Raw genomic sequence first — 23,646 nt, 5'->3', positions numbered from 1 at the left:
TAGATCAGGCTGATTCCTGATGCGCTCGCTCGTCGTTGGCTGGTAGAGGCAGCACCTTGCCGCCGGTATGTTCATCAACCATCGTGCGGGTCACGGTGAATTTCTTCACGTTCTTCTTGGAGGGAAGGTCGTACATCAAATCCAGCATTAACTCTTCGATGATGCCTCGTAGTGCTCGGGCCCCGGTCTTGCGCCGATGTGCTTCCTGGGCGATAGCTTCTACGGCATCTGATTCAAACTCAAGCTGCACGTTGTCCATGCTCAGCAGGGTGCTGAATTGCTTGACCAGTGCATCACGAGGTTCCGTGAGTATCGATTCGAGTGCTTGTGAATCAAGTGGTTCAAGCACTGCACTCACGGGAATGCGGCCAATGAATTCAGGGATCAAGCCATAACGCACGAGGTCGTCGGCTTCAAGGTGGTGCAGCACCTGTGAGGCCTGTAGATCACGATTGGCCCGGCTGCGCCCTCGACCATCGCTGGGCATAAAACCGATAGCATTACGGCCTAGTCGCTTTTGCACCACATCTTCGAGGCCAATGAAGGCACCACCGCAGATGAAGAGGATCTGGCTGGTGTCGATTTGGATGCAGTCTTGATAGGGGTGTTTACGCCCTCCTTGCGGTGGCACGTTGGCGACTGTGCCTTCGAGCATTTTTAGCAGGGCTTGCTGTACTCCTTCACCGGATACGTCGCGGGTAATGGAGGGGTTTTCACTTTTTCGGGCGATCTTATCGATCTCATCCACGTAAATGATGCCCCGCTGGGCATGCTCCACGTCCATGTCGGCCTTTTGCAATAGCCGCAGCAAAATATTTTCGACATCCTCGCCCACGTAGCCGGCTTCGGTCAGTGTGGTTGCATCAGCAACGGCGAAGGGCACGTCCAGGAGTTCGGCCAGGGTCTGAGCTAATAGGGTTTTGCCACAGCCTGTTGGACCGATGAGCAGGATGTTTGACTTGTGGAGCCTGGTTGCAGAGAGATCGGTTTCGCCTTGGCCGTCACCTTGCCAAGCCAGGCGTTTGTAGTGGTTATAGACGGCGACTGAAAGGACTTTTTTGGCAGCTTCTTGCCCCACCACTTGCTTATCTAGGAAGTTTTTGATCTGCTGAGGTTTGGGTATGGTGGCGAGTGTGGGTGCTGGCTTTCCACTTTTATGGGAAGCAGTTGCAGACTTGCGATTGGACTCGCTGCTATGACGTGGGTTGCCTTGGCTATCGACAAGTTCTTCATCCAGGATCTCGGTGCAAAGATCGATACATTCGTCGCAGATGTAGACACCTGGCCCAGCAATCAATTTGCGTACTTGGTCCTGAGACTTGCCGCAGAAAGAGCACTTTAGATGGGCGTCGAATTTGGCCATCGGGCTGTGATCACTTCAAACGGGCAGACAGGATCTGACGAATGTTGGCCAGCCTGAACGCTCAGGATCGTGTCAGATAAGGGTTGCGTCACCCTTCCGTAACGATTCCACCGCCTGTGAGGCTATCCACAACCCGATCGATCAGTCCGTATTCAACCGCTTTTGCTGGAGAAAGGAAGTGGTCGCGGTCAGTGTCTTCAGCGATTTTGTTGAGGGGTTGGCCAGTGTGCTCGGCGAGAAGGCCGTTGAGGGTTTCTTTTAAGAAGAGGATCTCTTTAGCCTGGATTTCGATGTCTACTGCTTGCCCCTGGGCACCACCCAGGGGCTGATGAATCATGATCCGTGCATTGGGTAGTGCCAGTCGCTTGCCTTTGGTACCTCCGCAGAGAAGGAAAGCCCCCATGCTGGCAGCAAGGCCATAACAGATGGTCACGACGTCTGGAGCGACCTGCTGCATGGTGTCATAGATAGCCAAACCAGCGGTCACTGAACCACCTGGGGAGTTGATATAGATCTGGATGTCCTTTTCGGGATCTTCGGCTTCAAGGAAGAGCATCTGAGCAACGAGGGCATCGGCCACTTGATCGTCGACACCAGTGCCAAGAAAAATGATTCGCTCACGTAGCAAGCGCGAGTAAATGTCGAATGCCCGTTCTCCCCGGCCCGACTGTTCCACCACTGTGGGCAGGATCCCTGGTGATGAGACAGGACGAATGCCTTGCCAGCGATTGTGGATGGGGTGGTAGCAGCAGGAATCGATCACTCGCTTGGGCTTTAGGGGAGCACTTCTATCAATCTATTGGTGCCATTCAGGACTTGGTTTTCTCCGAGGCAGGTTTTTCAGTCTTGGCTTTGTTGGTCTTGGTTTTTGTGGATTTAGTTTTGCTGCCTTTGGATTTTGCAGCGGGCTTACTGGTTTTTGCCTCGCTTTCAAGCACCTTTTCGGTAATGGTGCTGTTGTCTTCGAGCCAGTCCAGCAATTTGTCTTTGAGTAAGTCGTCGCTAACAGCTTGACGCAACCTTGCCGGGTCAATATCGCGTTCGCCAGAAAGCTCGCGGCTTACTTCCTTGACCTTGGCGCTGATTTCACTCTCTTCTATTTTGAGATCTTCGCTTTCAGCTAGTGCAGTGAGGGCAAGACTGCGTCGTAGACGCTCTTCGGCTTCTGGGCGTGATGATTCCATCAAGGAACGTACAAGCTCTGGGGTGAACATGGATTTCACGTCCATTCCCTGTTGGGCGAATTGACTGGCAGTTTGTTCAACAAGGTTGCGTATCTCTTGCTGCACAAGGGTGTTGGGTAGATCTACTTCCAGCTGCTCAGTCAATGCTTCCAGCAGTGCGTCATGACGATTGCTGCGATCACGACGCTTTGCGTCTTCCTGAAGACGTTGTTCTAGATCGTTGCGAAGTTCCTCCAGAGTTGCTTTGTCACTGGACTGCTGGGCGAAAGCATCGTCAAGATCAGGTAATTCGCGGGTTTTGAGTTCTTTGAGGTTGATCACAAAGCTGGCTTTACGGCCGCGAGCATCCTCTTTCGAGTAATCGTCTGGGAAGTGGCAATCAACAGTTTTCTCACTGCCCAAGCTCATCCCGATAATCCCTTCCACGAAGCCGGGGATCATTTGTCCATCTTCAAGATCGACATCCATGGACTCACTACTTCCGCCTTCGATTGCGCTGCCGTCGTCGTCGTAGGTACCACTGAAACTAACCACAGCGACATCGCCGATTGCTGCTGGGCGACTTTCGACGGGTACAAGTGTTGCTAGTTGTTTGCGGGATTGTTCAATCAATTCATCGACCTTGCTGGGATCGAAAGTCACCACTTCTGCTTCGGCTTGGAGCCCTTTGGTGGCCTTAAGTTTTGGGGTTGGGGTGACGTCTGTCTCAAGGGTGAGGGTCAGTGCCTCGCCGGGCTGAAAGCTTTCCAGAAGAGCGTCAAAGCCGCCACTGAGTTCGGGTTCGCAAAGTGGCTCGATTGATTCTTGTTCGAGGACTTCACGCCAGACAGCATCGACGAGAGATTCTAAGGCTGTTGCACGGATTCTTACCAGGCCGATCTGTTGCAGCAGAACGGCACGCGGAACCTTCCCCTTGCGGAAGCCTGGAAGATTGATGGTGCGGCTTAAGCGGGTAACAGCGGCCTCATAGTTGGCCTGGCAGCGCTCTGCTGGTACCGCTACTTCGACAGCAAGCCGACTATTGGGTTTCTGCGTGGTTTTGACCTGTAGTGCTGTGGCACTCATGGACGGACGACTGCGAGCAGAAGACCACCCTAAGAAAGCGCCAGTTCATCTCTCAACACGTATTGTGGTCTCAGCGTTTTGCCTGATTGAGGCTGTAGGGCTTTTCCCAGCTGGGTTCAATTTTTTATTGAGATCGAACCCCTGAACTCAGTCAATAACCTGATCTCACCGCTTGCTTCCCATATCGTTTTTTCCCGATCGTCCCCTCACAGTTGCTGTGCTTGGTGCCAGTGGCGCAGTGGGTCAGGAGCTGCTTCAGCTGCTGCAGGAACGCTCGTTTCCCATTAGTGAGTTGCGCTTATTGGCATCTGCGCGTTCTGCGGGCCATGTTCAACCTTGGAATGGCTCCAGCCTCGTCGTTCAGGAGGTGAGCGAAGCTGCTTTTGAGGGGGTTGATTTGGTGCTCGCTTCAGCTGGTGGATCCGTATCGCGTCAGTGGCGGCAGGTGATCAACTCAGCCGGTGCGCTGATGATTGACAACTCCAGTGCCTTCAGGATGGATGCCGACGTGCCACTGGTGGTGCCAGAGGTCAATCCTGAGGCGGTTGCAGAGCATCAGGGGGTGATTGCAAATCCGAATTGCACCACGATTTTGTTAACTCTGGTGCTGGCACCTTTGGCTGCAAGACGTGCTTTGCGTCGCGTTGTTGTCAGCACCTATCAGTCGGCGAGTGGTGCAGGTGCACGCGCTATGGAGGAGCTCAAGCAGCTCACTCAGGTTGTTTTAGCGGGCGACACACCTTGTAGTGAAGTGCTTCCTCATTCCCTTGCCTTCAACTTGTTCCTGCACAACTCTCCATTGATGACCAATAGCTATTGCGAGGAGGAAATGAAGATGGTCAATGAAACGCGCAAAATTATGGGCCTTCCTGATTTGCGCTTTACCGCAACTTGTGTTCGGGTGCCTGTACTTCGAGCCCATTCGGAGGCTGTGAATATTGAGTTTGACGAGCCTTTTCCAGTGGAAGAAGCTCGCCAATTGCTGAAGGTGGCAGCGGGGCTCGAGTTAATCGAAGATTTTGAGCAGAATCGCTTTCCCATGCCTACCGATGTCACTGATCGCGATCCGGTTGCGGTGGGTCGCATTCGGCAGGACATCAGTGATCCCAATGCTCTCGAGCTTTGGCTATGCGGGGATCAGATCCGTAAAGGTGCCGCTCTAAATGCGATCCAAATTGCAGAATTGTTGTTGTCGTCATCATGAGCTCTGCTGCTGAGTTGTCTCCAACTCCTTTTGGCCGTTTGCTGACGGCCATGGTCACACCTTTTGACGCTGATGGATGCGTTGATCTGGCTTTGGCTGGTCGTCTTGCTCGCTATCTCGTGGATGAGGGATCTGATGGGCTGGTTGTTTGCGGCACGACTGGGGAATCGCCCACTCTGAGCTGGCAGGAGCAGCATCAATTGCTTGGGGTGGTCCGTCAGGCAGTGGGGCCAGGCGTGAAGGTTCTTGCCGGTACTGGTAGCAATAGCACCGCTGAGGCGATAGAGGCCACCACCCAGGCAGCTGCGGTGGGTGCTGATGGGGCATTGGTGGTTGTTCCTTATTACAACAAGCCTCCGCAGGAAGGTCTTGAAGCCCATTTCAGGGCTATTGCCCAGGCTGCCCCTGAGTTGCCGCTAATGCTTTACAACATTCCTGGGCGGACTGGCTGTTCGCTTGCTCCAGCAACAGTTGCAAGGTTGATGGAATGTCCGAATGTGGTGAGTTTCAAAGCCGCCAGTGGCACCACGGATGAGGTGACCCAGTTGAGGTTGCAGTGTGGTTCAAAATTGGCTGTTTACAGCGGCGACGATGGCTTGCTTTTGCCCATGTTGTCGGTGGGGGCAGTTGGGGTGGTGAGTGTCGCAAGTCACCTTGTAGGTCGTCGGCTGAAGGCGATGATTGAGGCCTATCTCAATGGTCAAGGTGCTCTTGCCCTCAGTTATCACGAGCAGTTGCAACCTTTGTTCAAGGCTCTATTTGTCACCACCAATCCGATTCCTGTTAAAGCAGCCCTCGAACTCAGCGGTTGGCCGGTTGGATCCCCCCGCCTCCCTTTGCTTCCTCTTGATCCCGTGATGCGAGATGCTCTTTCAAACACCTTGACTGCCTTGTGTCAGACCTGACGCCACGGCTGTTTCCCACATTGATTGCTTGACGCTTTAGCTTTTCGCCATGAGCGCTCGCTTCATTTCAGTCCCCAAATAGTTTTCGCACGCTTTTGTCATGACGTCTAGTTCCTCCATTCCCAGATCCACCTCTGCTAGAGACGGTAAAGCCAAAGAGCCCTGCTTACGAGTGATTCCCCTTGGTGGGCTCCATGAGATTGGTAAGAACACCTGCGTGTTCGAGTACGGCGACGACATCATGATGGTGGATGCTGGCCTGGCATTTCCGAGTGATGGAATGCATGGCGTCAATGTGGTGATGCCAGATACCAGTTATCTACGCGAGAACCAAAAGCGCATCCGCGGCATGATCGTGACGCATGGTCATGAAGATCATATTGGTGGGATTCCTCATCATCTCAAGCACTTCAATATTCCAGTGATCTATGGCCCGCGTCTGGCCATGTCAATGCTCCAGGGAAAGATGGAAGAGGCTGGTGTTACAGATCGCACCACGATCCAGACTGTGAGTCCAAGGGATGTTGTCAAGGTTGGACAACACTTTTCGGTGGAATTTATCCGCAATACCCACTCGATGGCAGATAGCTTTTCGCTTGCCATCACCACTCCTGTTGGCTCGGTGATCTTCACAGGAGACTTCAAGTTTGACCATACTCCTGTGGATGGTGAAAATTTTGATATGGCTCGCCTTGCCCATCACGGTGAGCAAGGTGTTTTGTGTTTGTTCAGTGATTCAACTAATGCTGAGGTGCCTGGCTTCTGTCCACCTGAGCGATCGGTATTTCCTGCTTTAGATCGCCATATTTCTCAAGCTGATGGCCGAGTGATTATCACAACTTTTGCGAGCTCTATTCACCGCGTTTCAATGATTTTGGAGCTGGCCATAAAGAACGGACGAAAAGTTGGTTTGCTTGGGCGATCGATGCTCAATGTTATCGCTAAGGCGCGTGAACTTGGCTATATGCGTGCTCCTGATGATCTGTTCGTACCAATCAAACAGATTCGTGATATGCCTGATCGCGAGACTCTGTTGTTGATGACAGGAAGTCAGGGCGAGCCGTTGGCTGCGTTAAGTCGCATCTCACGCGGTGAGCATCAACATGTGCAGGTCAAGAACTCTGACACGATTATCTTTTCGGCGAGTCCGATTCCGGGTAATACGATCTCAGTTGTTAATACCATTGACCGCTTGATGATGCTGGGAGCCAAGGTGGTCTATGGCAAGGGAGAGGGTATCCATGTGTCTGGGCATGGCTTCCAGGAGGATCACAAGTTGATGCTGGCTTTAACAAAGCCAAAGTTTTTTGTGCCTGTACATGGTGAGCATCGCATGCTTATTTGCCACAGTAAGACTGCGCAGTCGATGGGTATAGCTAGCGAAAATATTTTGATTCTTGATAATGGGGATGTCGTTCAACTTTCAGCTGATTCGATTAGTAAAGGAGACTCAGTAAAGGCAGGAATTGAACTTCTTGATGCTTCTCGCAATGGCATTGTTGATGCTCGTGTTTTGAAGGAGCGCCAGCAACTTGCTGAAGATGGTGTTGTCACTGTGCTGGCTGCAATCAGTACCGATGGAGTGATGGTTGCACCGCCAAGAGTGAACTTGCGAGGTGTTGTGACCGCTGCTGACCCCCGCAAGATGTCGATTTGGACTGAACGGGAAATAAGCTGGGTGTTGGAAAACCGCTGGAATCAGTTTTCTCGTCAAACAGATGGCAAAACTCCTGAAGTCGATTGGATGGGTTTGCAGCGAGAAGTGGAAGTGGGCTTGGGTCGTCGAATGCGTCGTGAGTTGCAAGTTGAGCCCTTGCTTCTGTGCTTAGTTCAGCCTGCACCAGGCGGAACACCTGCTTATAAAGGTATGGCTGATGCTGAACCTGAAGATCGATCAGTGACCCGCATTCGTGGTAATCGTGATCTGGCTAGTAACGGACGCCGAACTCCAGCTGCGGCTCCTGTCAAGGTTGCGGCAGCTCTGTCAGCAACGTCGACTACGAAGAAGGTTGCAGATCAAGCCAATGTCAAGACTCACTCTGAACCTGATTCAGCAGAGGTGCCTTCCGGTCGCACGCGCCGTCGCCGCTCAGCGGTGGCTTAAGACCATCCAGAAGTTTTTGAGGCGAGCTGTCAGTGTTGCTGATGTTCGCTTCTTTGACTGCAATTGACTGGTCTCCTGCTTGGCAAGGTCAGCGCAAGAGGGCATGGTCACGCGCAACAATGAATCATTTAGGAGGTCATTGGTTGATGCTTGTGAGATGGCCTCTGGGGGGATTTTTGCTTGCTTGAAAGTGTCCTGTTTAGGCTTTTTGATTGGGTTTACTTCTGATTTCGCTGTTGGCCTTATTTCGGTTTCTGTATTGAGATCTGATTTGATTTTTAGCGCTTTCGCTGTTGTCGATGGTTCTTGTTTCGCATGGACCTTTTGTTGAAGATCAGTATTTTGTGCGTAGTTTTTCTGCTTAGATAACTTTTCAGGCTTCATGCTATCTGCAATGAGTGTTGATTCCATTTTGGCTGTAGATTTAGAATGATCTGCTTCTGTCGCTGCAGTTTGGGCGGCTGGATATAGAAAGGGATCACGAATAAGATCAGCCAGAGACTCTGACATTTTATTGCTCAATGTCCTTGTCTCTTGTTGATTGGCCTGCTGATCTGATTGAGGATGTTTGGCTTTGTTGGCCTCATTAATGTTTTGGGTCTTTGTAGATAGGAAGGGATCATTAATCAGGCTCTGCTGTTGTTCTGTGACTTCAGCTTTTAGAGCCATTGGCTTGTGTTTTGTGGATTGTTTAGGGCTAGGGCTTTGAGGATGTTCTTCTGTATCTGCAGGCTCTCGTTGCAATTCGCCTTGGCATCGTTCTAAGCCTTGTTCGGCGAGTTCTTTCAAAGTGTCTTGTGGTTGGCTATCTAGAACCAGGTTGTAGTGGTGTTGGGCTTGTTGGATATCGTTCATTCCGTAGAGCAGGACGTTGCCCATTAGCAGAGCAACAAAGGCCCGCCAGGCCAGCATTGCTTCTTGCTCAGGTCCTTTCTGCTGCACCTCTAGCTGGCCTAGCAGGCGTTCACAGATTGATTGCGCTGCTTCGTAATTTCCTGCCCCATAGGCCTTCTCGGCTGCGAGGTACTGCTGTTGGAAGTCACCGTCCACCGGAGTCAGTCGTGATGTTCTAGTTGTACAGAGTTTCGCTGCCATTGGACTTTCCAGCCCTGCGCGAGGTGTAGAGATCCAGGTGGTTTTCCGGGGGCAATGCTTTGGCTGATCTGTTCAAGTTGGACTGCTGGCAGACTTGGTGCTCCTGATCGCTTGAGCCAATAGGCCAACAGAGTTGTTCTTGCTGTGATCGGTAGTTGGGCAAGGTCCTTACGACAAAGGCCGTTTTGCTTGCTGAGGTTGTTTAGAGCCAGCATGGCGATCGCTTGCTGGTCCGCATGGTGATGGTTGAGCCTTTCGGCGAGAGCGGCCATGCGCAAGCTGCAGCCAGGATGGAGAGATTCCAGTACTGGGAGCACTTCTTGGCGGACTCGGTTGCGGCTGAAGTCTGGATTGGAATTGGCAGGATCAAGCCAAATAGGTAAGCCCAGCTCGCTGCAAATCAGGGCGGTGTCCTCACGCGAGAACCCCAGCAAAGGGCGTATGAGCTGCACGTTTTTGTGAGGATGGTCTTTGCTGATGGGCCTGCATTGGCGCATGCTGCTCAGTCCCGCGAGGTCGGTACCTCGGGCAAGGTTGAGTATCAAGGTTTCAGCTCGATCAGAACTGGTGTGACCTGTGAGCACATACCGGCATGGATGGTTTGGGTTGTTGGATGACAAACGTTCTGCGTGAAGTGTCAGTTGTTCATATCGCCAATGTCGCGCTGTAGCTTCTTTGTTGGTGTGTCCAGGTTTGGCTTGATCAGACCAGAAGCTCAAGTTGTGTGATTCACACCAATTCTTGAGTTCAGTTGCGATCGTTGCTGATTGTTTATGCCAGTTGTGGTCGCCATGCCATACCTCTAAAGACCAGCCATGTTTTCGTTGGAGATCGATCAATAGGCCAAGCAGGGCCATCGAATCTTGACCGCCGGACACGGCGATCAAGAGTGAGGCTTCTGCTGGCAGTAGATCTGGATTCGCTAGCAGTTTGTGATGGAGACGCGCGTGCCAGGCGCTCCAGGGCAGTTGCGCTGAGCTGGATGAGGCCATGGCGCAGTGGTCATTCAGCTGAGGTCAGTTTGCCGTGCAGGAGCCTGGCAAATGGGAGTATGGAGCTATAGATCGTTGATGAAATGACCCGTCTCGCTCAGTTGCCAGCACACTTGCGTCAGCGTCTCGAGCAGCGCTCGGCCCTCAAGGTGATTGCTGGTTTGATGAATTTCAAGGCCCTCTCGGTGGCGCAGGTCGCGCGGGCTGCTGGCCACGGTGGCGCTGATCTGATTGATGTGGCTTGTGATCCAGAGCTAGTGCAACTGGCGATCAGGGAATCCGCTGGAGTTCCGGTTTGTGTGTCAGCGGTGGACCCTGAGCTGTTCCCTGCAGCGGTTGCAGCTGGTGCTGCCATGGTGGAAATTGGAAATTTCGATACTTTTTATCCTCAGGGCCGGATCTTTGGTGCCGCCGAAGTCTTTGAGCTGACTCGTTTAACCAGGGTGTTGTTGCCTGAGGTTGTCTTGAGTGTGACCGTGCCCCATGTGTTGCCGATGGATCAGCAGGAGCAACTGGCAGTGGATCTGGTTGCTGCCGGTGCTGATCTGATTCAGACGGAGGGCGGCACGAGCGCTAAACCATTTAGTGCTGGAAGTCTTGGCTTGATTGAGAAAGCTGCTCCCACTTTGGCTGCTGCACACAGCATTTCTACCGCACTGAAGGCTGCTGATCGGGTAGTTCCTGTGCTTTGTGCTTCTGGTTTATCGGCAGTGACGGTGCCCATGGCTATTGCTGCTGGTGCTGCTGGTGTCGGTGTTGGATCGGCGGTGAACCGTCTCAATGATGAGCTGGCGATGGTTGCTGTTGTGCGGGGCTTGCGTGAAGCTCTCAGTGCGCCCAAATTTGCATTAATTCACTAGCGTTAATTAATGTCTAGTCAGCTACTTTGAGTAGTATTCTTTAAATGCTTGGATCGCTCGGCTGGTTGCTGCAATGGCCCATTCGGGCCCTCATTTTGTTATTGGTTGCTGCGTTGCCCCTTGGCATTGAGATGGCCAATTTCAGCACAGCTTTGTGGTCGGCCGTGATGATTGGCCTATTGGGTACGTTGTTGATCGTGCCTCTCAAGTTGCTGTTGGGTCCATTCTGGGCAATTACGTCCTTGGGGGGGCTGATCTGGCCAGTGTCGTTTTTGTTCAACTGGTTGATCACGGTCCTTTTATTTGCTCTGGCAGCCTGGCTGATTAATGGTTTTCGGCTAAAGAACGGTTTACTTAGTGCCATCTGTGGCGCTGTCTTTTACAGCGTTGTGAGCACGATCGTGTTGCGATCTCTCGGCATCGCTGATATTGAGTTCACGAGAGCTGCTTTGCTTTCAGCCTGAGAGTTCAAGGCATTGTTTAGCAGGTCATCAGCGTTGGAAAAAGTCTGGGATAGCCCGTTCATGGCATCTGCTCATAAGCTAAGCGGCTGCCCGTTACGGCCCTAATGCCGAAGTATCACCTCAAGGCGCCCTATAGCCCGAAGGGGGATCAGCCCACTGCGATTGCTCGGTTGGTGGAGGGGGTCAATCAGGGCCAGCGTTATCAGACGCTTTTAGGAGCTACCGGTACGGGTAAGACATTCACGATTGCCAATTTGATTGCTCAGACTGGCCGACCGGCCCTTGTCTTGGCTCATAACAAGACGCTTGCTGCTCAACTTTGCAATGAGTTTAGGGAGTTCTTTCCTGATAATTCTGTTGAATATTTTATTTCTTACTATGATTATTATCAACCCGAGGCTTACGTGCCTGTTAGTGATACGTATATAGCCAAGACATCTTCGATTAATGAAGAAATTGATATGCTGCGCCATTCAGCAACGCGCTCGTTATTTGAGCGAAATGATGTCATTGTAGTAGCTTCAATCAGCTGCATTTACGGCCTAGGAATACCAAGTGAATATCTAAAAGCTGCTGTCAAGTTTAAAGTTGGTGAAACACTCAATATCCGCAGTGCATTACGGGAGTTGGTTGAGAACCAATATAGCCGTAATGATATTGACATTACGCGGGGCCGCTTTCGCGTGAGAGGGGATGTTTTGGAGATTGGCCCTGCTTATGAAGATCGGCTAGTGCGTATTGAGCTTTTTGGTGATGAGGTAGAGGCAATCCGTTATCTGGACCCAACAACAGGTGAGATTTTGCAAAGCTTGGAAGCCATTAATATTTATCCGGCCAAGCATTTTGTGACTCCTAAAGAGCGACTCAATGTTGCAGTTCAAGCGATTCGTGATGAGCTGCGTGGGCGTTTGCAGTTTCTCAATGAACAAGGCAAGCTTTTGGAAGCGCAGCGTTTGGAGCAACGCACTACCTACGACTTGGAGATGTTACGGGAGGTTGGTTATTGTAATGGTGTTGAAAACTATGCCCGCCATCTGGCTGGCCGTTCTGCGGGAACGCCTCCTGAATGCTTGATTGACTATTTCCCTGAGGATTGGTTACTGGTTGTGGATGAAAGTCATGTGACCTGTTCTCAGCTTAAGGCGATGTACAACGGCGATCAAGCTCGTAAGAAAGTTTTGATTGAGCATGGTTTTCGATTGCCTAGTGCTGCTGATAATCGTCCTCTCAAGAGTGAGGAATTCTGGAGGAAGGCGAGGCAAACTGTATTTGTTAGTGCGACGCCAGGTGATTGGGAGCTTAAGCAGAGTGATGGTCATTTGGCTGAACAGGTGATTCGGCCCACAGGGGTTCTTGATCCCTTGGTGGAAGTGCGACCGACGCAAGGCCAGGTCGATGACTTGTTGGCAGAAATCCGTATCAGAGCAGAGAAGCAGGAGAGAGTGTTAATCACCACCCTGACCAAGCGTATGGCGGAAGACCTTACAGATTATCTAGCGGAGAATGATGTGCGCGTTCGTTATTTACACTCGGAGATCCATTCAATCGAGCGGATTGAGATTATTCAGGATTTGAGATTAGGTGAATATGATGTTCTTGTTGGGGTCAATCTTCTCCGAGAAGGCTTGGATCTTCCGGAGGTGTCATTAGTGGTCATTCTTGATGCTGATAAGGAAGGTTTCTTGCGAGCGGAGCGGTCGTTGATTCAGACCATTGGTCGTGCGGCTAGGCATGTGGATGGGATGGCACTTCTTTATGCAGACAACTTGACAGATTCGATGGTAAGAGCGATTAGTGAAACTGAGCGAAGACGCGAGATTCAAAAGGCTTACAACGAACTGAATGGCATCGTGCCAAGGCCAGCGGGTAAGAGAGCGAGCAATTCGATCCTCTCGTTTCTCGAATTATCAAGGCGATTACAGACGGATGGTAAAGATGCTGACTTGGTGCAGATTACTGGCCGGGCTGTTGATGCGCTTGATTCAGATCAGGATGCTGGCTTAGCCCTTGATGCTTTACCTGAGTTGATTGATCAGCTCGAAACAAAGATGAAAGAAGCTGCCAAGAATCTTAATTTTGAGGAAGCAGCAAGCCTGCGCGATCGCATCAAGAAGTTCAGGCAGAAGCTGATTCGCAATACTTGATCATTGGCCATTGTTCATGTGATCAAATTATGTAGAAAGTACCTTTTGTTTGCATTCCATTTGATACTTGTAGTTGTCGGAAGTTTGATCCTTGTGCATTCGCCTCAATGACACGGTTTTTTTCAAACAAGATAACGACTTGAGGAGTCTTTAGCGAGTTTTTCTGGAGCCGAAATAAGGTCGAAACAACTTTGTGGTGGGTAGCCTATTGAGTTCGTGCATGAGTTCATTGAGGCAGGGCCGCGAATTGGTGTAAGGGTGCTCAGCGGTGCATCTGATTAGCTCGCAAGCATTCCAGCCATAGGGCTTTAAATGGCTCATTGGGCACGATTAGATTGCGGTGAAGGTTGATGTCTTCAGAGGTGCCCTGCCTCTTGATTAGTAATGAATTCATCCATTTGCTTCAGCATCTGCAGGGTGATCTAAAGGGTGTTGACCCACTGGGATGGCTCGTCTAGCTGATGCTGTTAGTGGTTTTGGTTTATTGCAGGCAGCTGAGGCGTATACCCATAAGAACAAGACTCGAAGGGTGTTGCAACGTTGATTTGAAGCTGAATCAAGCGATGAAAACAGGCTGTTTTTCTGCTGAATAATTGCCTAGCGGAACTGTGGACTTCTCAGCCATTACAAGTTGCTTTGCACTGGATGATCAGTCTCTTCACCCAGCCCAAAGCCTTTATGCACTGCTTGCAGCGCCTTGACTCCATCGGGTTCAGCCACCACGCAACTTGTGCGGATTTCACTGGTAGCGATCATGGCGATATTGATCTTTGCATCTGCGAGAGCTCGGAACATGCGCCCTGCTGTACCTGCGGTGGCGGGCATGCCTGCACCCACTGCGCTCACCCGGGCGATTGCAGGACCGTCTTCCAGATTGGCTCCTGGCCATTGCGCAAGTAGGGGGGCAAGAGTCTTGTTGGCTTGCTCTCGCTCATCGCGCTTGAGGGTGAAGCTGATATCCCGGCTTCCATCCTCATGTTGTCGCTCTGATTGCACGATCGCATCGAGGCTGATTCCAGCCTCTGCCATCGCTGAACAAAGAGCTGCTGCTGTCCCAGGCCGATTCGGCACCCCTCGCACACTTAGCTGGGCCTGACCTTGATCGAGTGCTACCCCTCGAACCTCTGGTTCACCTTTGCCGTTGACCAAAGGATTGATGCGTACTTGGCTGTCGCTGAGTTCAAAGGCTGTGCTGACTGCACGCAGGGCTTTGCTTCCCAGCGTTGCATCGATGACGCAGCTGACTTTCACTTCACTAGTCGCGATCAGCCGTAGGTTGATTCCTGCCCGTGAGATCGTGTCGAAAAGGCTTGCGGCGATACCGGGGCGTCCCATGATTCCTGCTCCGCTGATGCTTAGTTTGCTCATTCCGGCTTCAGCTGAGAGTTGGCCACCGACGGTTTTAAGCAGCCCTTCGCAAAGTGAGTGGGCTTTCGCTAAGTCGGCTTCGGCCACTGTGAAGGCAATGTCATTGCTGTTGCCGTCATGGGTTGATTGGATGATGAGGTCTACATTCACGCCATCGCTAGAGAGGTTCTCAAAAAGTGTGGCTGCGACACCCGGTTGATCGGGCACGTGAGAGAGGGCGATCACCGCTTGACCTTCGGCAAGTTCAACGCCATCCACAGGCCGACCAAGCTCTAGACCTTCTCGACCGAGGGGGCGCTTTGATTTGCTTGTGAGCTTGGTTCCGGCTTCGTTGTTCCAGCTAGAACGCACGACCAGGGCGACTCCAAAGTTGCGGGCGATCTCGACCGCACGGGGGTGCAACACGGAGGCGCCCAGACTGGCCAGCTCAAGCATCTCGTCGCAACTCACTTCTTGCATCAGTTGGGCATCGCTGACCTGACGTGGATCACTTGTGAGCACTCCTGGTACATCGGTGTAGATCTCGCAGGCATCTGCTCCTAGGGCGGCTGCTATGGCAACTGCAGATGTATCTGAACCACCGCGGCCGAGGGTGGTGATCTCTGCGGTGCCAACGCTGCTCAGGCTTGTGCCCTGGAAGCCTGCCACGACTACCACCTTGCCAGTGCTCAACAGGGATTGCAGGCGCTCAGTGCGGACGTCTAGGATTCGAGCGCGGCCATAGGCAGACTCTGTCACGATGCCCACTTGGGCTCCAGTCATCGAAATCGCTTGTATACCCAGTTCATGCAGTGCCATTGCAAGCAAGGAGATCGAAACCTGTTCTCCGGTGGCTAGCAGCATGTCCATTTCCCGTTGAGGGGGATTGCCGCTGATCACTTTCGCTAGGGCTGTGAGCTCATCAGTGGTTTGGCCCATAGCGGATACCACAATCACCAGGTCGTGGCCGAGATCTTTGCTGGTCGCAATCCGCTCAGCGACGGCTTGGATGCGCTCGACGTTGCCGACGGATGATCCGCCGAATTTTTGCACCAGCAACGCCATCCATGCCTTTGACACACGTTCTGATTATTTCAGCGTGTCGTCACTGGATTAGGGAGTGCTGAGTAACCCGTCGCGGAAGGCATCAGTAGGGATTGCACCTCGCTTGAGGGCGGCTTCTACTTCAAGCAAGCGACTGAGCAGGGTGAGGAATCGCTGCGGTGGCCGGCCCTGTAGCTGTTTGCGCATCACGTAGATCCGCTTGGGGTTGCCAATGCCTGCTGCTTTGGCAATCACGTTCACATCTCGTTCCCCTTGCTGCTCCAGCAAACTCACCCAAAGCCAGCCTCTGATTTGGCCTGTCAAGGTGGCCACGATGCGAAGTGCTGGCTCACCGGCATCAAGGAGTGCATCAAGACGGGCGATCGCTTCTCCGGCATGGCCTGCCAAGAGTGAATCTCCAACCTGTAGTGCATTGGTGGCCATTCCTTCAATCAGCGCGGCTACGTTTTCGGCTTTAATCAAACTTGGTGATTGATTAGCAGTTGTGCTTTCTTGGCGAATGTCGGCATGGAGAGCCAGTTTTTGCAGCTCTGCGGTGAGTCGCGTACTGTCGTTGCCGATGGCTTCCACCAGCGCTGTAGTGGCTTCAGGCTCCAGCTGCAGACCTAAGTCGCGGGCGGTGCGTTCCACCAGCTCCTGCTGACCGGCACCATCCCAGAACGCTGGCAGCAGAAAGCTTTTTTCGCTGGCTTGCTTCAACTTCACAAGCTTTTGTAAGGCCTTCGTTGTTCGCAGTCGGCCGTCTGGTTTGTTGGGGTTGCATAGCACCAGGTGGCTGGTTTCTGGAATTAGATCCAGCACGTCTTCGAAACGATTGGCAAGTTCGCTAGGGCAAGCGTTGCAGAACGGACTGCGCTGTAACAGCACCAGTCGTCCGCCACTTCCGAAGGGTGGTGTGCGTGCTTCTGCCAAGGCTTGGCTGGCTTGCCCAGCATCAGCTCCATCGAGGCGGCTGAGGTTGATGCTGCTCCATGCTTGATCGACAACATCGCCGATCAGAGTCTCGATGGCGTGGTCTCGGGCGGCGGCATCATCGCCCCAGATGAGATGGATCGGCATTGCAGCGGCAGACCGAAGATCTTTAACTGATGATGCTTGATATCTATCTGGCTTAAGGCAGAAACGTGAAGTCGCTTGATCATCCGATCTTCACGGAAAGCATTCGCCGCATTCGCGAGCAGTTGGGTGTAACGGGTTTGGATCCCTTGCAGCAGCAGGTGTTGGAGCGTTTGATTCACAGCAGTGGGGATTTTGGCCTAATTCCTTTGCTGCGCTTTACTCCACAGGCTTGTGAGCTTGGGCTGGCTGCCTTGCAGGCCGGAGCGCCAATTCTCACCGATACGGCCATGGCAGCTGTAGCAGTGCAGCCGATGGCGCGACGCACACTCAAGACATCAGTTCGCTGCGTGCTGGAGTGGGCGCCGGATGAGGCACCAAACGGTTCCACGCGAACAGCCGAGGGCTTGCGATGCGCATGGCAAGAATTGGCGGCTAAAGATGTGGATCAACAAGCGCCGATTGTGTTGATTGGTAGTGCACCAACGGCTTTGGAAGCTTTGTTGGATCTGGTGTCTACAGGTTCACCTCCTCCTAGTTTGATCATCGGCATGCCTGTGGGCTTTGTAGGTGTATCTGACAGCAAGCGGCGGTTAGCTGTTAGCGGACTAGCTCATATTCGCTTAATGGGTAGTCGGGGTGGGGCTGGTCTGGTTGCAGCGACGGTCAATGCTCTGTTGCGTCGTGCTTGGTTGGATCAATGAGATTGAATTCCTAGCAAAAGCCCTGGACATATGCCCAGGGCGATGAAAGGAGAAGCGCTTAGATCGTGTTATTAATCAAGCTAGAAAATCCGTATTGCTGTAGAGACTGGCTAACTCATTATCGACTGAAAGTGCGTGAGCACGACGGACCGCTGAGTCAATATTGACTGTGCCTGCACCGTAGGTGTCGTCAGTCCCCGGATCTCCCAGATCCATCGCGCTAGTCGTGATGATGTCTTTAACCTCTACACCCGTAAGAGCTAAATTCTCACTCCAGACAATTGCAGCTGCACCAGCAAGATTAGGGTTGGCACAAGAGGTGCCGCCAAAAGATCTTTGCCATCCGTTCGCATCAATAGATTGGCTGTCGGTCGGTGCAACCATCGTCATTCCCTCACCAGCATTTGAGTAACTAGCCAGCTGGGTGCCAGTTATGTTGGTAATTGAACCACCGGCAATCGCATCGATTTCTTCTGTACCTGTGAACTGCAGAGCACCAACGATGGCAATATTATCCAGTTCAGTTGTATCATCAGGAATTAAATCATCAGGGTGTTGTCCAGCAGCCCAAACGGTTTCTTTATTTCCGTTATTGCCAGCGGCAAGAGAAAAGAAGGCGTATTCTTGAGTTTCTTCAAAAGACGTTTTCATTTCTTCTGCACTTGGCCAATTACTACTCGGATTTGACCATCTGGCTCCGCTTTGAAAAACTAGACGTTCATCACAATTACGCTGATCTTTTGCATCTTCAATTGATTCGTAGAAGGTATCATCCCAAACATTATAGGCAACAAGTTGGCTTCCGGGAGCAATGCCTGCCAGGTTTTCACTGTCATGCTTAGCTGCCATCACACTCATCGCTCGATGGCCATGGGAGCTGCCTGATTTTGCGTTTTGGTTTTGAACATGTGAGATTTCATTGTGAGCATCAGAGTCACTCCCAGCAACGTCATTAAGACCACTATCGAGAGAAACAAGCTTGACTTTGTCAGAACCTTTGTTGAATCGCCAAGCACTTGCAGCATCCATGACTTGTAGATTCCATTGTTCTTTTGTGCTGTCGCTCATTCCTTCTCTAATGCGGTAGCTATCGTCTTCGGTGGTAATCCTCTCAAAACCTTGTAGATAAATTTCATCTCCATTTTTGAGGCTCAAGATGTCGAAAGCTGTGCCTTGATAAATGGCCTGTTCGCCGATCGTTGTGTAATCAGTCAGACCGCTGAAGGTTTCGCCATTGAAGCTCTTGATGTCTGCACTATCAATACCATTAAGTATTAGCTCGTCGGTTCCACCACGAGCTTTGTAAATTCTGCCTGAATCATATTGTGAACCTACCCATGAATATGCATCCATATCATAATAAGTAAAAGTGTTGGCTTCAATGTCACCATCAAATGTACTCCAGTCAAGAGCATCAATCATTGCCAATGTTTCATCAAAGTCTTCAATGTTTTCTCTCATGCCACCGAATACAGCATCAATATCCACATCAAAGTCCCAGTTACTGCGTCTATCGAGGAAGCTTTCCGCAGCATCGATCTTGCCGTTAAGATCGACAAGGAATCGATCTTCTGAGAGGTCTAGTGTGTATGATCCAAGATCAACACTTTCTCCTGTCGTGGTGTGGGTTGCATTGACTTGAGCTTCAACATTACCAAGCTTCATTGTTGCCCATGGGCCCCAACTCCAGCCAAAAACATCTGAGAAATCCAACCTATTATCATTTAAGAAATCACCATCATAATTAATTCTGATAGCACCATCTTCAAAGACTTCTTTTTTCGTGCCGTCGTGTGATGCATCATAAATACGGGTATAACCATAATCAAATAGACTCCCTACACTAAAGTCCCATGGCTTGATGCTGATGCTTAGATCGACATCGTATGGTCGTGGGTTATGTCTGAAAGAGTGTCGATCAAAACCTTTGCTAAATGGGTTGCGTGAACCACCTTCTTCGCCAGCTTCATATTCACCATTTGTACGATCTTGAGGTAACTCCAGTTGGTCCTTTCTTCCCATCCAGTTTAGCTTTCCGAAGGAAAACCTATTTGACTTTCGTTCGAATTGGCCTTGATGGTTGAATTCATCAGTTGATTCATCGCGATCTTGCTGATTTGCCCTGGAAGAGAAACCTTGCTGATTGAAAGAACGGAATGGCTGTCTTAGGCGTCGGCCAAATGTATTTTGGCCATGTTGATTGCCTGTAATCGGATCTTCCAGTCTGGTGGAATGATGAACATTGAATGTTTCTTGCCTCTCAAAAGATAGTCTACTGTCGCGAGAATAATCTTTGGTTGTGTTGTTTGCATTTGAGGCTCCCTTGGCTTCGAGCTCAAAGGGCTGCTCTTGTTCAGTGATCTTGTCACTATTGTAGTAATAGTGGCTTGAATGCCCCGCGCCAAGATGAGTGTCCTGACTGTCTGTTGGTTTTGCTAAATTTAGAGATTCACTGATGAAGTCTCTGCGCTCTGATTGCTTGTTATTTGAGCGGATACTTCTGAAGAGTCTCTTCATGATCGGAGAAAAGGTAATGCCTTTTGATGACTCAATCAATCTCGATCAATGTCATGACTTTAGATGTGATCTAGAACTTTTTGAGCCGCGAACTTGCTCACATTCAATCGTGACGTAGCTCACACCTTTATTTGTGCACAGCGATTGATTAGAAGTGATGTGAATGGTGAATCTGATTTTTCTAGATCAGTCTTGAGACTAATCCTATCAATAGCCTTGTTTTTCATCTTTCTATTTTGTTGCCGCTTGCTTTTTCAATCAATGATCAGCTTTGTGTAATTTGCTCTTATTGTTGGCCTGTTGTTGTTGCAGTCAATATTGATAGTCTCTTGCTTGATTCACAATTGCCTGAGTGAATCGGTTTTGCTCTGGAGCTGGCCCAGCAGTAGTTGTCAATAGTTCCCACTCTGCAGTTTGATAGTTGAAGTAAGTGAAACCCAACTTGCAAGGGAAGCGGTATCCCTGTCTTTGATGTGGTTGATCGGCTGGTAGTGCGTCGGATTCAATCGAGCTGCCCTTGCCTTGCGTACCCCGAACTTTGTAGAGGTGAACGAATCAATCCTGATGTCAATGGGAATGGCTTTGCGAACGAAACCAATTTGCTTGCAGGGTATTGCCACATCGGCTACCTGGTTGTTGATACGAACGATCTTGAGCAGAGGTTCACTTGAATGGGCGTCAAATGAGGCAGTGGATCGATGTCAGGCGACAGGAGGTTCTCAGCATTCTCTTTTGATTGTTTTCGCGCTTGGCAGGGCGTGTAGAGATGAGTGATCGTCTTGAAGCTGAGCTAACACCTGCCTTGCTCGTTGCACCACGTCATCCGGCACACCAGCTAGACGGGCGGCTTCAATGCCGTAACTGCGATTTGCACCGCCTGCGGTCACTTGATGCAGGAACACCAGGTCGTCGCCTGTTTCCTCCACCAAAACTTGAGAATTGGCGACATTGGCCAGCTCCTGGCTCAGCCCGTTGAGTTCGTGATAGTGGGTTGCGAACACAGTGCGGCTTCTAAGATCTGTTGCCAGGTGTTCGCTCACTGCCCAGGCAATGGAAAGACCATCGAAGGTTGCGGTGCCACGTCCAATCTCATCGAGAAGCACCAAGGAACGATCGCTGGCGTGATGGAGAATGTTGGCCGTTTCTGCCATTTCCACCATGAAGGTGGACTGTCCCGCCGCTAGGTCATCTACGGCGCCGACGCGGGTGAAGATGCGATCTGCGATGCCAACAAAAGCCTGCTTTGCAGGTACCCAACTACCCACCTGGGCTAGCAACTGTATGAGGCCGATTTGACGCAGGTAGCAGCTTTTGCCACTGGCGTTTGGGCCGGTGAGTACGACGAGGTCGATGCCCTTGCCAAGTTCTACATCGTTAGGGATGAAGGATCTCTCTACCAGTAGTTGTTCCACCACTGGGTGTCTGCAGGTTTTGAGCTGCAGTTCTCTGCTGTTATCGATCTCTGGGCAGCAATAGTTTCCAGTCGCAGCTACTTCTGCTAGCCCGACTAGCGCATCGAGTCCTGCCACGGCCCGTGCTGCTTTACGGATTGCAGTTGCCTGTTTGCCCACTTGCTCGCGCAATTGGCAGAACAATTCGTATTCCCTTTGGCAGGCCCTTGCTCTGAGCTGAAAGATCTGCCCTTCCCGGGTTTTGAGATCTGGTGTGATGAAGCGTTCCTCGTTGGCCAGGGTCTGCCGGCGGATCCAGTGGTCCGGCACCATGGAAGCCTTGGCTTTGCTTACGGCTAGGAAGTAGCCGAAGGTTCGGTGGTATTGCAGGCGCAGATTAGGGTTGCCACTGAGTTTGCGTTCTTGGATTTCCTGACCTGCAAGCCAGTTGTCCTGGTCATCCAGTTGATTGCGCAGGCCATCCAGCAGCGGATCAACGTTGTCGTGCATGAGGCCTCCCTCGCTGAGGCTGAGCGGTGGGTTATTGATCAATTGCTCGCGGATACTTGCCGCCAGTTTTGGCAGGCTCTTATCCAGAGTCAGCAAGTTGTCGAGCCAGTGTGGGCCAGAGCTCAATGCATTGTGTAGTTGCTCTGCTAGCCGTGGTAATCGTTCAATGCCATCGGCGATAGCCACTAGCTCACGGGCGCCAGCATGACCGGCGCCGGCCCTGCCCGCCAGCCGTTCTAGATCTCCCATCGGTCGCAGCAAGCGTCGAAGTGAATGCCGCAGGGAGCGTGTCTCCACGAGATGGTTCACTACCGCTTGACGGGCGCGGATGGCTTTGCTGTCTAGAAGGGGGGCCTCGATCCAGCGACGCAGGCAGCGGGCTCCCATTGCGGTGAGGGTACGGTCTACGGCCCACAGCAGTGACCCTTGAAACTGGCCGTCTCGTTGAGTGCTTGTGAGTTCTAGGTTGCGTCGGGTTTGGGCGTCGAGCACTAAGGCATCGCTGGCGAACACTGTGAGCGGATGTTCCAGGGGCATCGGGGCGATGCCGTCATCTACGTGTTCAGCAAGGGGTTGGGTGTCCCTTAGATAAGTCAGCAGTCCACCGGCGGCCCTTAGTGCTAAAGGCACCGCTTGCAGCCCTAGACCGTCAAGGGTGCTGAGCCGGTAATGATTGAGCAACGTTCGCTCGGCCTCTGGTTGACTGAAGGGGGTAGTGGCCATTGTTGTCAGGAAGAGCTGCTCTGGACACCATGCAGGCCTGCTGCTTTCTCCGCTCTGTTGAGCCATGATCAGTTCCGAAGCCTCGAGCTGAGCAAGGTGTTGGTGCAGCTCAGCGCTCCCCTCCCGTTGCGTGACCAGGAATTCGCCTGTGCTGACATCGGCGTTGGCTAGACCCCAGCAAAACGGTTGGTTGCCTTGTGCTGGCTCAACCACAACTGCTGCTAGCCAATTGTTGCGGCGAGCTGTCAGCATGCCTTCGGCAATCACCGTGCCTGGGGTGAGCACCCTGGTGATGTCACGTTTAAGCAGTGCGCCTTTGCTTGGAGTTGTTTCCAGTTGGTCACAAATGGCCACGCTGAGCCCATGGCGGATTAATTCGGCGCAATAGCGTTCTGCAGCGTGGTGGGGGACGCCTGCCATCGGCACACGGCCGATCCCTTTACCTCCTTCCTTGCCCGTGAGAGTCAGCTCCAGCAGCCTTGAGAGCTGAATGGCATCTTCAAAAAAGCATTCAAAAAAATCGCCGAGTCTGTAGAGCAAGATCCTTTCGGGATGTTTGGCCTTGAGTTCCACGTAATGACTCAGCATTGGCGTGAGCTGCTCAGGGTCAACAAGGTTGTGGTGTGCCCAGGCGGGCAGGTCGTTGTCGTTATCAGCTGTTTCGAGTTGCTCTTGGCTTTCAGAATCAAGTGGGATGCTTGGAACGGATGTTGGCTTATGTCGATTGCGGGGCCTTTTTAGGGATTCGTCGACGAGTTCTTGATCAGAGAGATCGTTACGCAGAGCTCGTGTAATGGTTTCTGAGCAGCTTTCAGCGTTTGCCTGCGGTTCCAGATCACCAAACAGACTGCCTTGCAACAACTCAGCGTTGGCAGTCATTGGATAATCCTGCCAGCAAAGAGATGGCATCGTAAGTCTGGTCTGCTGGGAAGGATGTGAAGCCTCGCGACACC

At 51.7% G+C, this 23,646-nt stretch carries 16 protein-coding genes; 7 read left to right on the top strand and 9 right to left on the bottom strand.

Annotation, left to right across the window (positions count from 1 at the left end; genetic code table 11):
* Window positions 1-4: 4 nt before the first annotated feature.
* The 3 genes from clpX to tig form a co-directional block, all read right to left on the bottom strand.
* Window positions 5-1,363: an ATP-dependent protease ATP-binding subunit ClpX gene (gene clpX / locus SIB68_RS08345; protein ID WP_063399823.1), complete on the bottom strand. Its 1,359-nt coding sequence runs from the start codon at window positions 1,361-1,363 to the stop codon at window positions 5-7.
* A gap of 88 nt (window positions 1,364-1,451) precedes the next feature.
* Window positions 1,452-2,126 carry an ATP-dependent Clp endopeptidase proteolytic subunit ClpP gene (gene clpP, locus SIB68_RS08340; protein WP_063396507.1) on the bottom strand — a complete coding sequence of 225 codons (675 nt, stop codon included), beginning with the start codon at window positions 2,124-2,126 and terminating at the stop codon, window positions 1,452-1,454.
* A gap of 46 nt (window positions 2,127-2,172) precedes the next feature.
* Complete coding sequence (gene tig, locus SIB68_RS08335; protein ID WP_063399821.1) at window positions 2,173-3,612, bottom strand: trigger factor; 1,440 nt, start codon at window positions 3,610-3,612, stop codon at window positions 2,173-2,175.
* A 172-nt stretch (window positions 3,613-3,784) separates the two neighbouring features.
* Between tig and SIB68_RS08330 the strand changes: the two genes are divergently transcribed.
* The 3 genes from SIB68_RS08330 (at window position 3,785) to SIB68_RS08320 (ending at window position 7,825) form a co-directional block, all read left to right on the top strand.
* Window positions 3,785-4,816, top strand: coding sequence for an aspartate-semialdehyde dehydrogenase (locus SIB68_RS08330; RefSeq protein WP_063399819.1), 1,032 nt, complete (start codon window positions 3,785-3,787; stop codon window positions 4,814-4,816).
* Complete coding sequence (dapA, locus tag SIB68_RS08325; protein WP_011129444.1) at window positions 4,813-5,721, top strand: 4-hydroxy-tetrahydrodipicolinate synthase; 909 nt, start codon at window positions 4,813-4,815, stop codon at window positions 5,719-5,721. Before SIB68_RS08330 ends, dapA begins: the two co-directional genes overlap by 4 nt.
* Window positions 5,722-5,821: 100 nt before the next feature.
* The gene (locus SIB68_RS08320) at window positions 5,822-7,825 is read left to right on the top strand and encodes a ribonuclease J (RefSeq protein WP_063399817.1); all 2,004 of its coding nucleotides are present in this window, start codon (window positions 5,822-5,824) and stop codon (window positions 7,823-7,825) included.
* On the opposite strand, the gene SIB68_RS08315 is transcribed toward SIB68_RS08320, so the two are convergent.
* Both SIB68_RS08315 and tilS read right to left on the bottom strand, forming a co-directional pair.
* Window positions 7,811-8,920, bottom strand: a complete 1,110-nt coding sequence (locus SIB68_RS08315) for a hypothetical protein (protein WP_063399815.1) — start codon at window positions 8,918-8,920, stop codon at window positions 7,811-7,813. The genes SIB68_RS08320 and SIB68_RS08315 overlap by 15 nt on opposite strands.
* Window positions 8,881-9,912 (bottom strand): tRNA lysidine(34) synthetase TilS, encoded by a 1,032-nt coding sequence (gene tilS / locus SIB68_RS08310; RefSeq protein ID WP_063400025.1) that lies wholly within the window; start codon window positions 9,910-9,912, stop codon window positions 8,881-8,883. The genes SIB68_RS08315 and tilS overlap by 40 nt, the downstream gene beginning before the upstream one ends.
* 83 nt (window positions 9,913-9,995) lie before the next feature.
* On the opposite strand from tilS, the gene SIB68_RS08305 reads away from it, so the two are divergent.
* The 3 genes from SIB68_RS08305 to uvrB all read left to right on the top strand — a co-directional run bounded on the left by SIB68_RS08305 (window position 9,996) and on the right by uvrB (window position 13,380).
* A complete protein-coding gene (locus tag SIB68_RS08305) occupies window positions 9,996-10,772 on the top strand; it encodes a DUF561 domain-containing protein (protein ID WP_063399813.1) in 777 nt (258 codons plus the stop codon).
* A 44-nt stretch (window positions 10,773-10,816) separates the two neighbouring features.
* On the top strand, window positions 10,817-11,236 hold the full coding sequence (locus tag SIB68_RS08300; RefSeq protein ID WP_063399811.1) for a phage holin family protein: 420 nt from the start codon (window positions 10,817-10,819) through the stop codon (window positions 11,234-11,236).
* Between the two features lie 104 nt (window positions 11,237-11,340).
* Window positions 11,341-13,380, top strand: coding sequence for an excinuclease ABC subunit UvrB (uvrB, locus tag SIB68_RS08295; protein ID WP_063399809.1), 2,040 nt, complete (start codon window positions 11,341-11,343; stop codon window positions 13,378-13,380).
* A gap of 624 nt (window positions 13,381-14,004) precedes the next feature.
* Here uvrB and SIB68_RS08290 read toward each other — a convergent pair.
* Together SIB68_RS08290 and holA are read right to left on the bottom strand one after the other, a co-directional pair.
* Entirely contained in the window at window positions 14,005-15,792 is a 1,788-nt protein-coding gene (locus tag SIB68_RS08290; protein ID WP_063399807.1) for an aspartate kinase, read from the bottom strand.
* Window positions 15,793-15,840: 48 nt separating this feature from the next.
* Complete coding sequence (gene holA, locus SIB68_RS08285; RefSeq protein WP_063399805.1) at window positions 15,841-16,851, bottom strand: DNA polymerase III subunit delta; 1,011 nt, start codon at window positions 16,849-16,851, stop codon at window positions 15,841-15,843.
* A gap of 65 nt (window positions 16,852-16,916) precedes the next feature.
* On the opposite strand from holA, the gene SIB68_RS08280 reads away from it, so the two are divergent.
* The gene (locus tag SIB68_RS08280; RefSeq protein ID WP_063399803.1) at window positions 16,917-17,552 is read left to right on the top strand and encodes a precorrin-8X methylmutase; all 636 of its coding nucleotides are present in this window, start codon (window positions 16,917-16,919) and stop codon (window positions 17,550-17,552) included.
* A 75-nt stretch (window positions 17,553-17,627) separates the two neighbouring features.
* On the opposite strand, the gene SIB68_RS08275 is transcribed toward SIB68_RS08280, so the two are convergent.
* Together SIB68_RS08275 and mutS are read right to left on the bottom strand one after the other, a co-directional pair.
* Window positions 17,628-20,108 (bottom strand): S8 family serine peptidase, encoded by a 2,481-nt coding sequence (locus SIB68_RS08275; RefSeq protein ID WP_413681825.1) that lies wholly within the window; start codon window positions 20,106-20,108, stop codon window positions 17,628-17,630.
* Between the two features lie 680 nt (window positions 20,109-20,788).
* Window positions 20,789-23,572, bottom strand: coding sequence for a DNA mismatch repair protein MutS (gene mutS / locus SIB68_RS08270; protein ID WP_063399263.1), 2,784 nt, complete (start codon window positions 23,570-23,572; stop codon window positions 20,789-20,791).
* Between the last annotated feature and the right edge of the window lie 74 nt (window positions 23,573-23,646).

Source organism: Prochlorococcus sp. MIT 1323 (genome assembly GCF_047304905.1).
GTDB classification, from domain to species: Bacteria; Cyanobacteriota; Cyanobacteriia; order PCC-6307; family Cyanobiaceae; genus Prochlorococcus; species Prochlorococcus marinus_D.
This window is presented reverse-complemented; position numbering and strand designations above follow the sequence as displayed.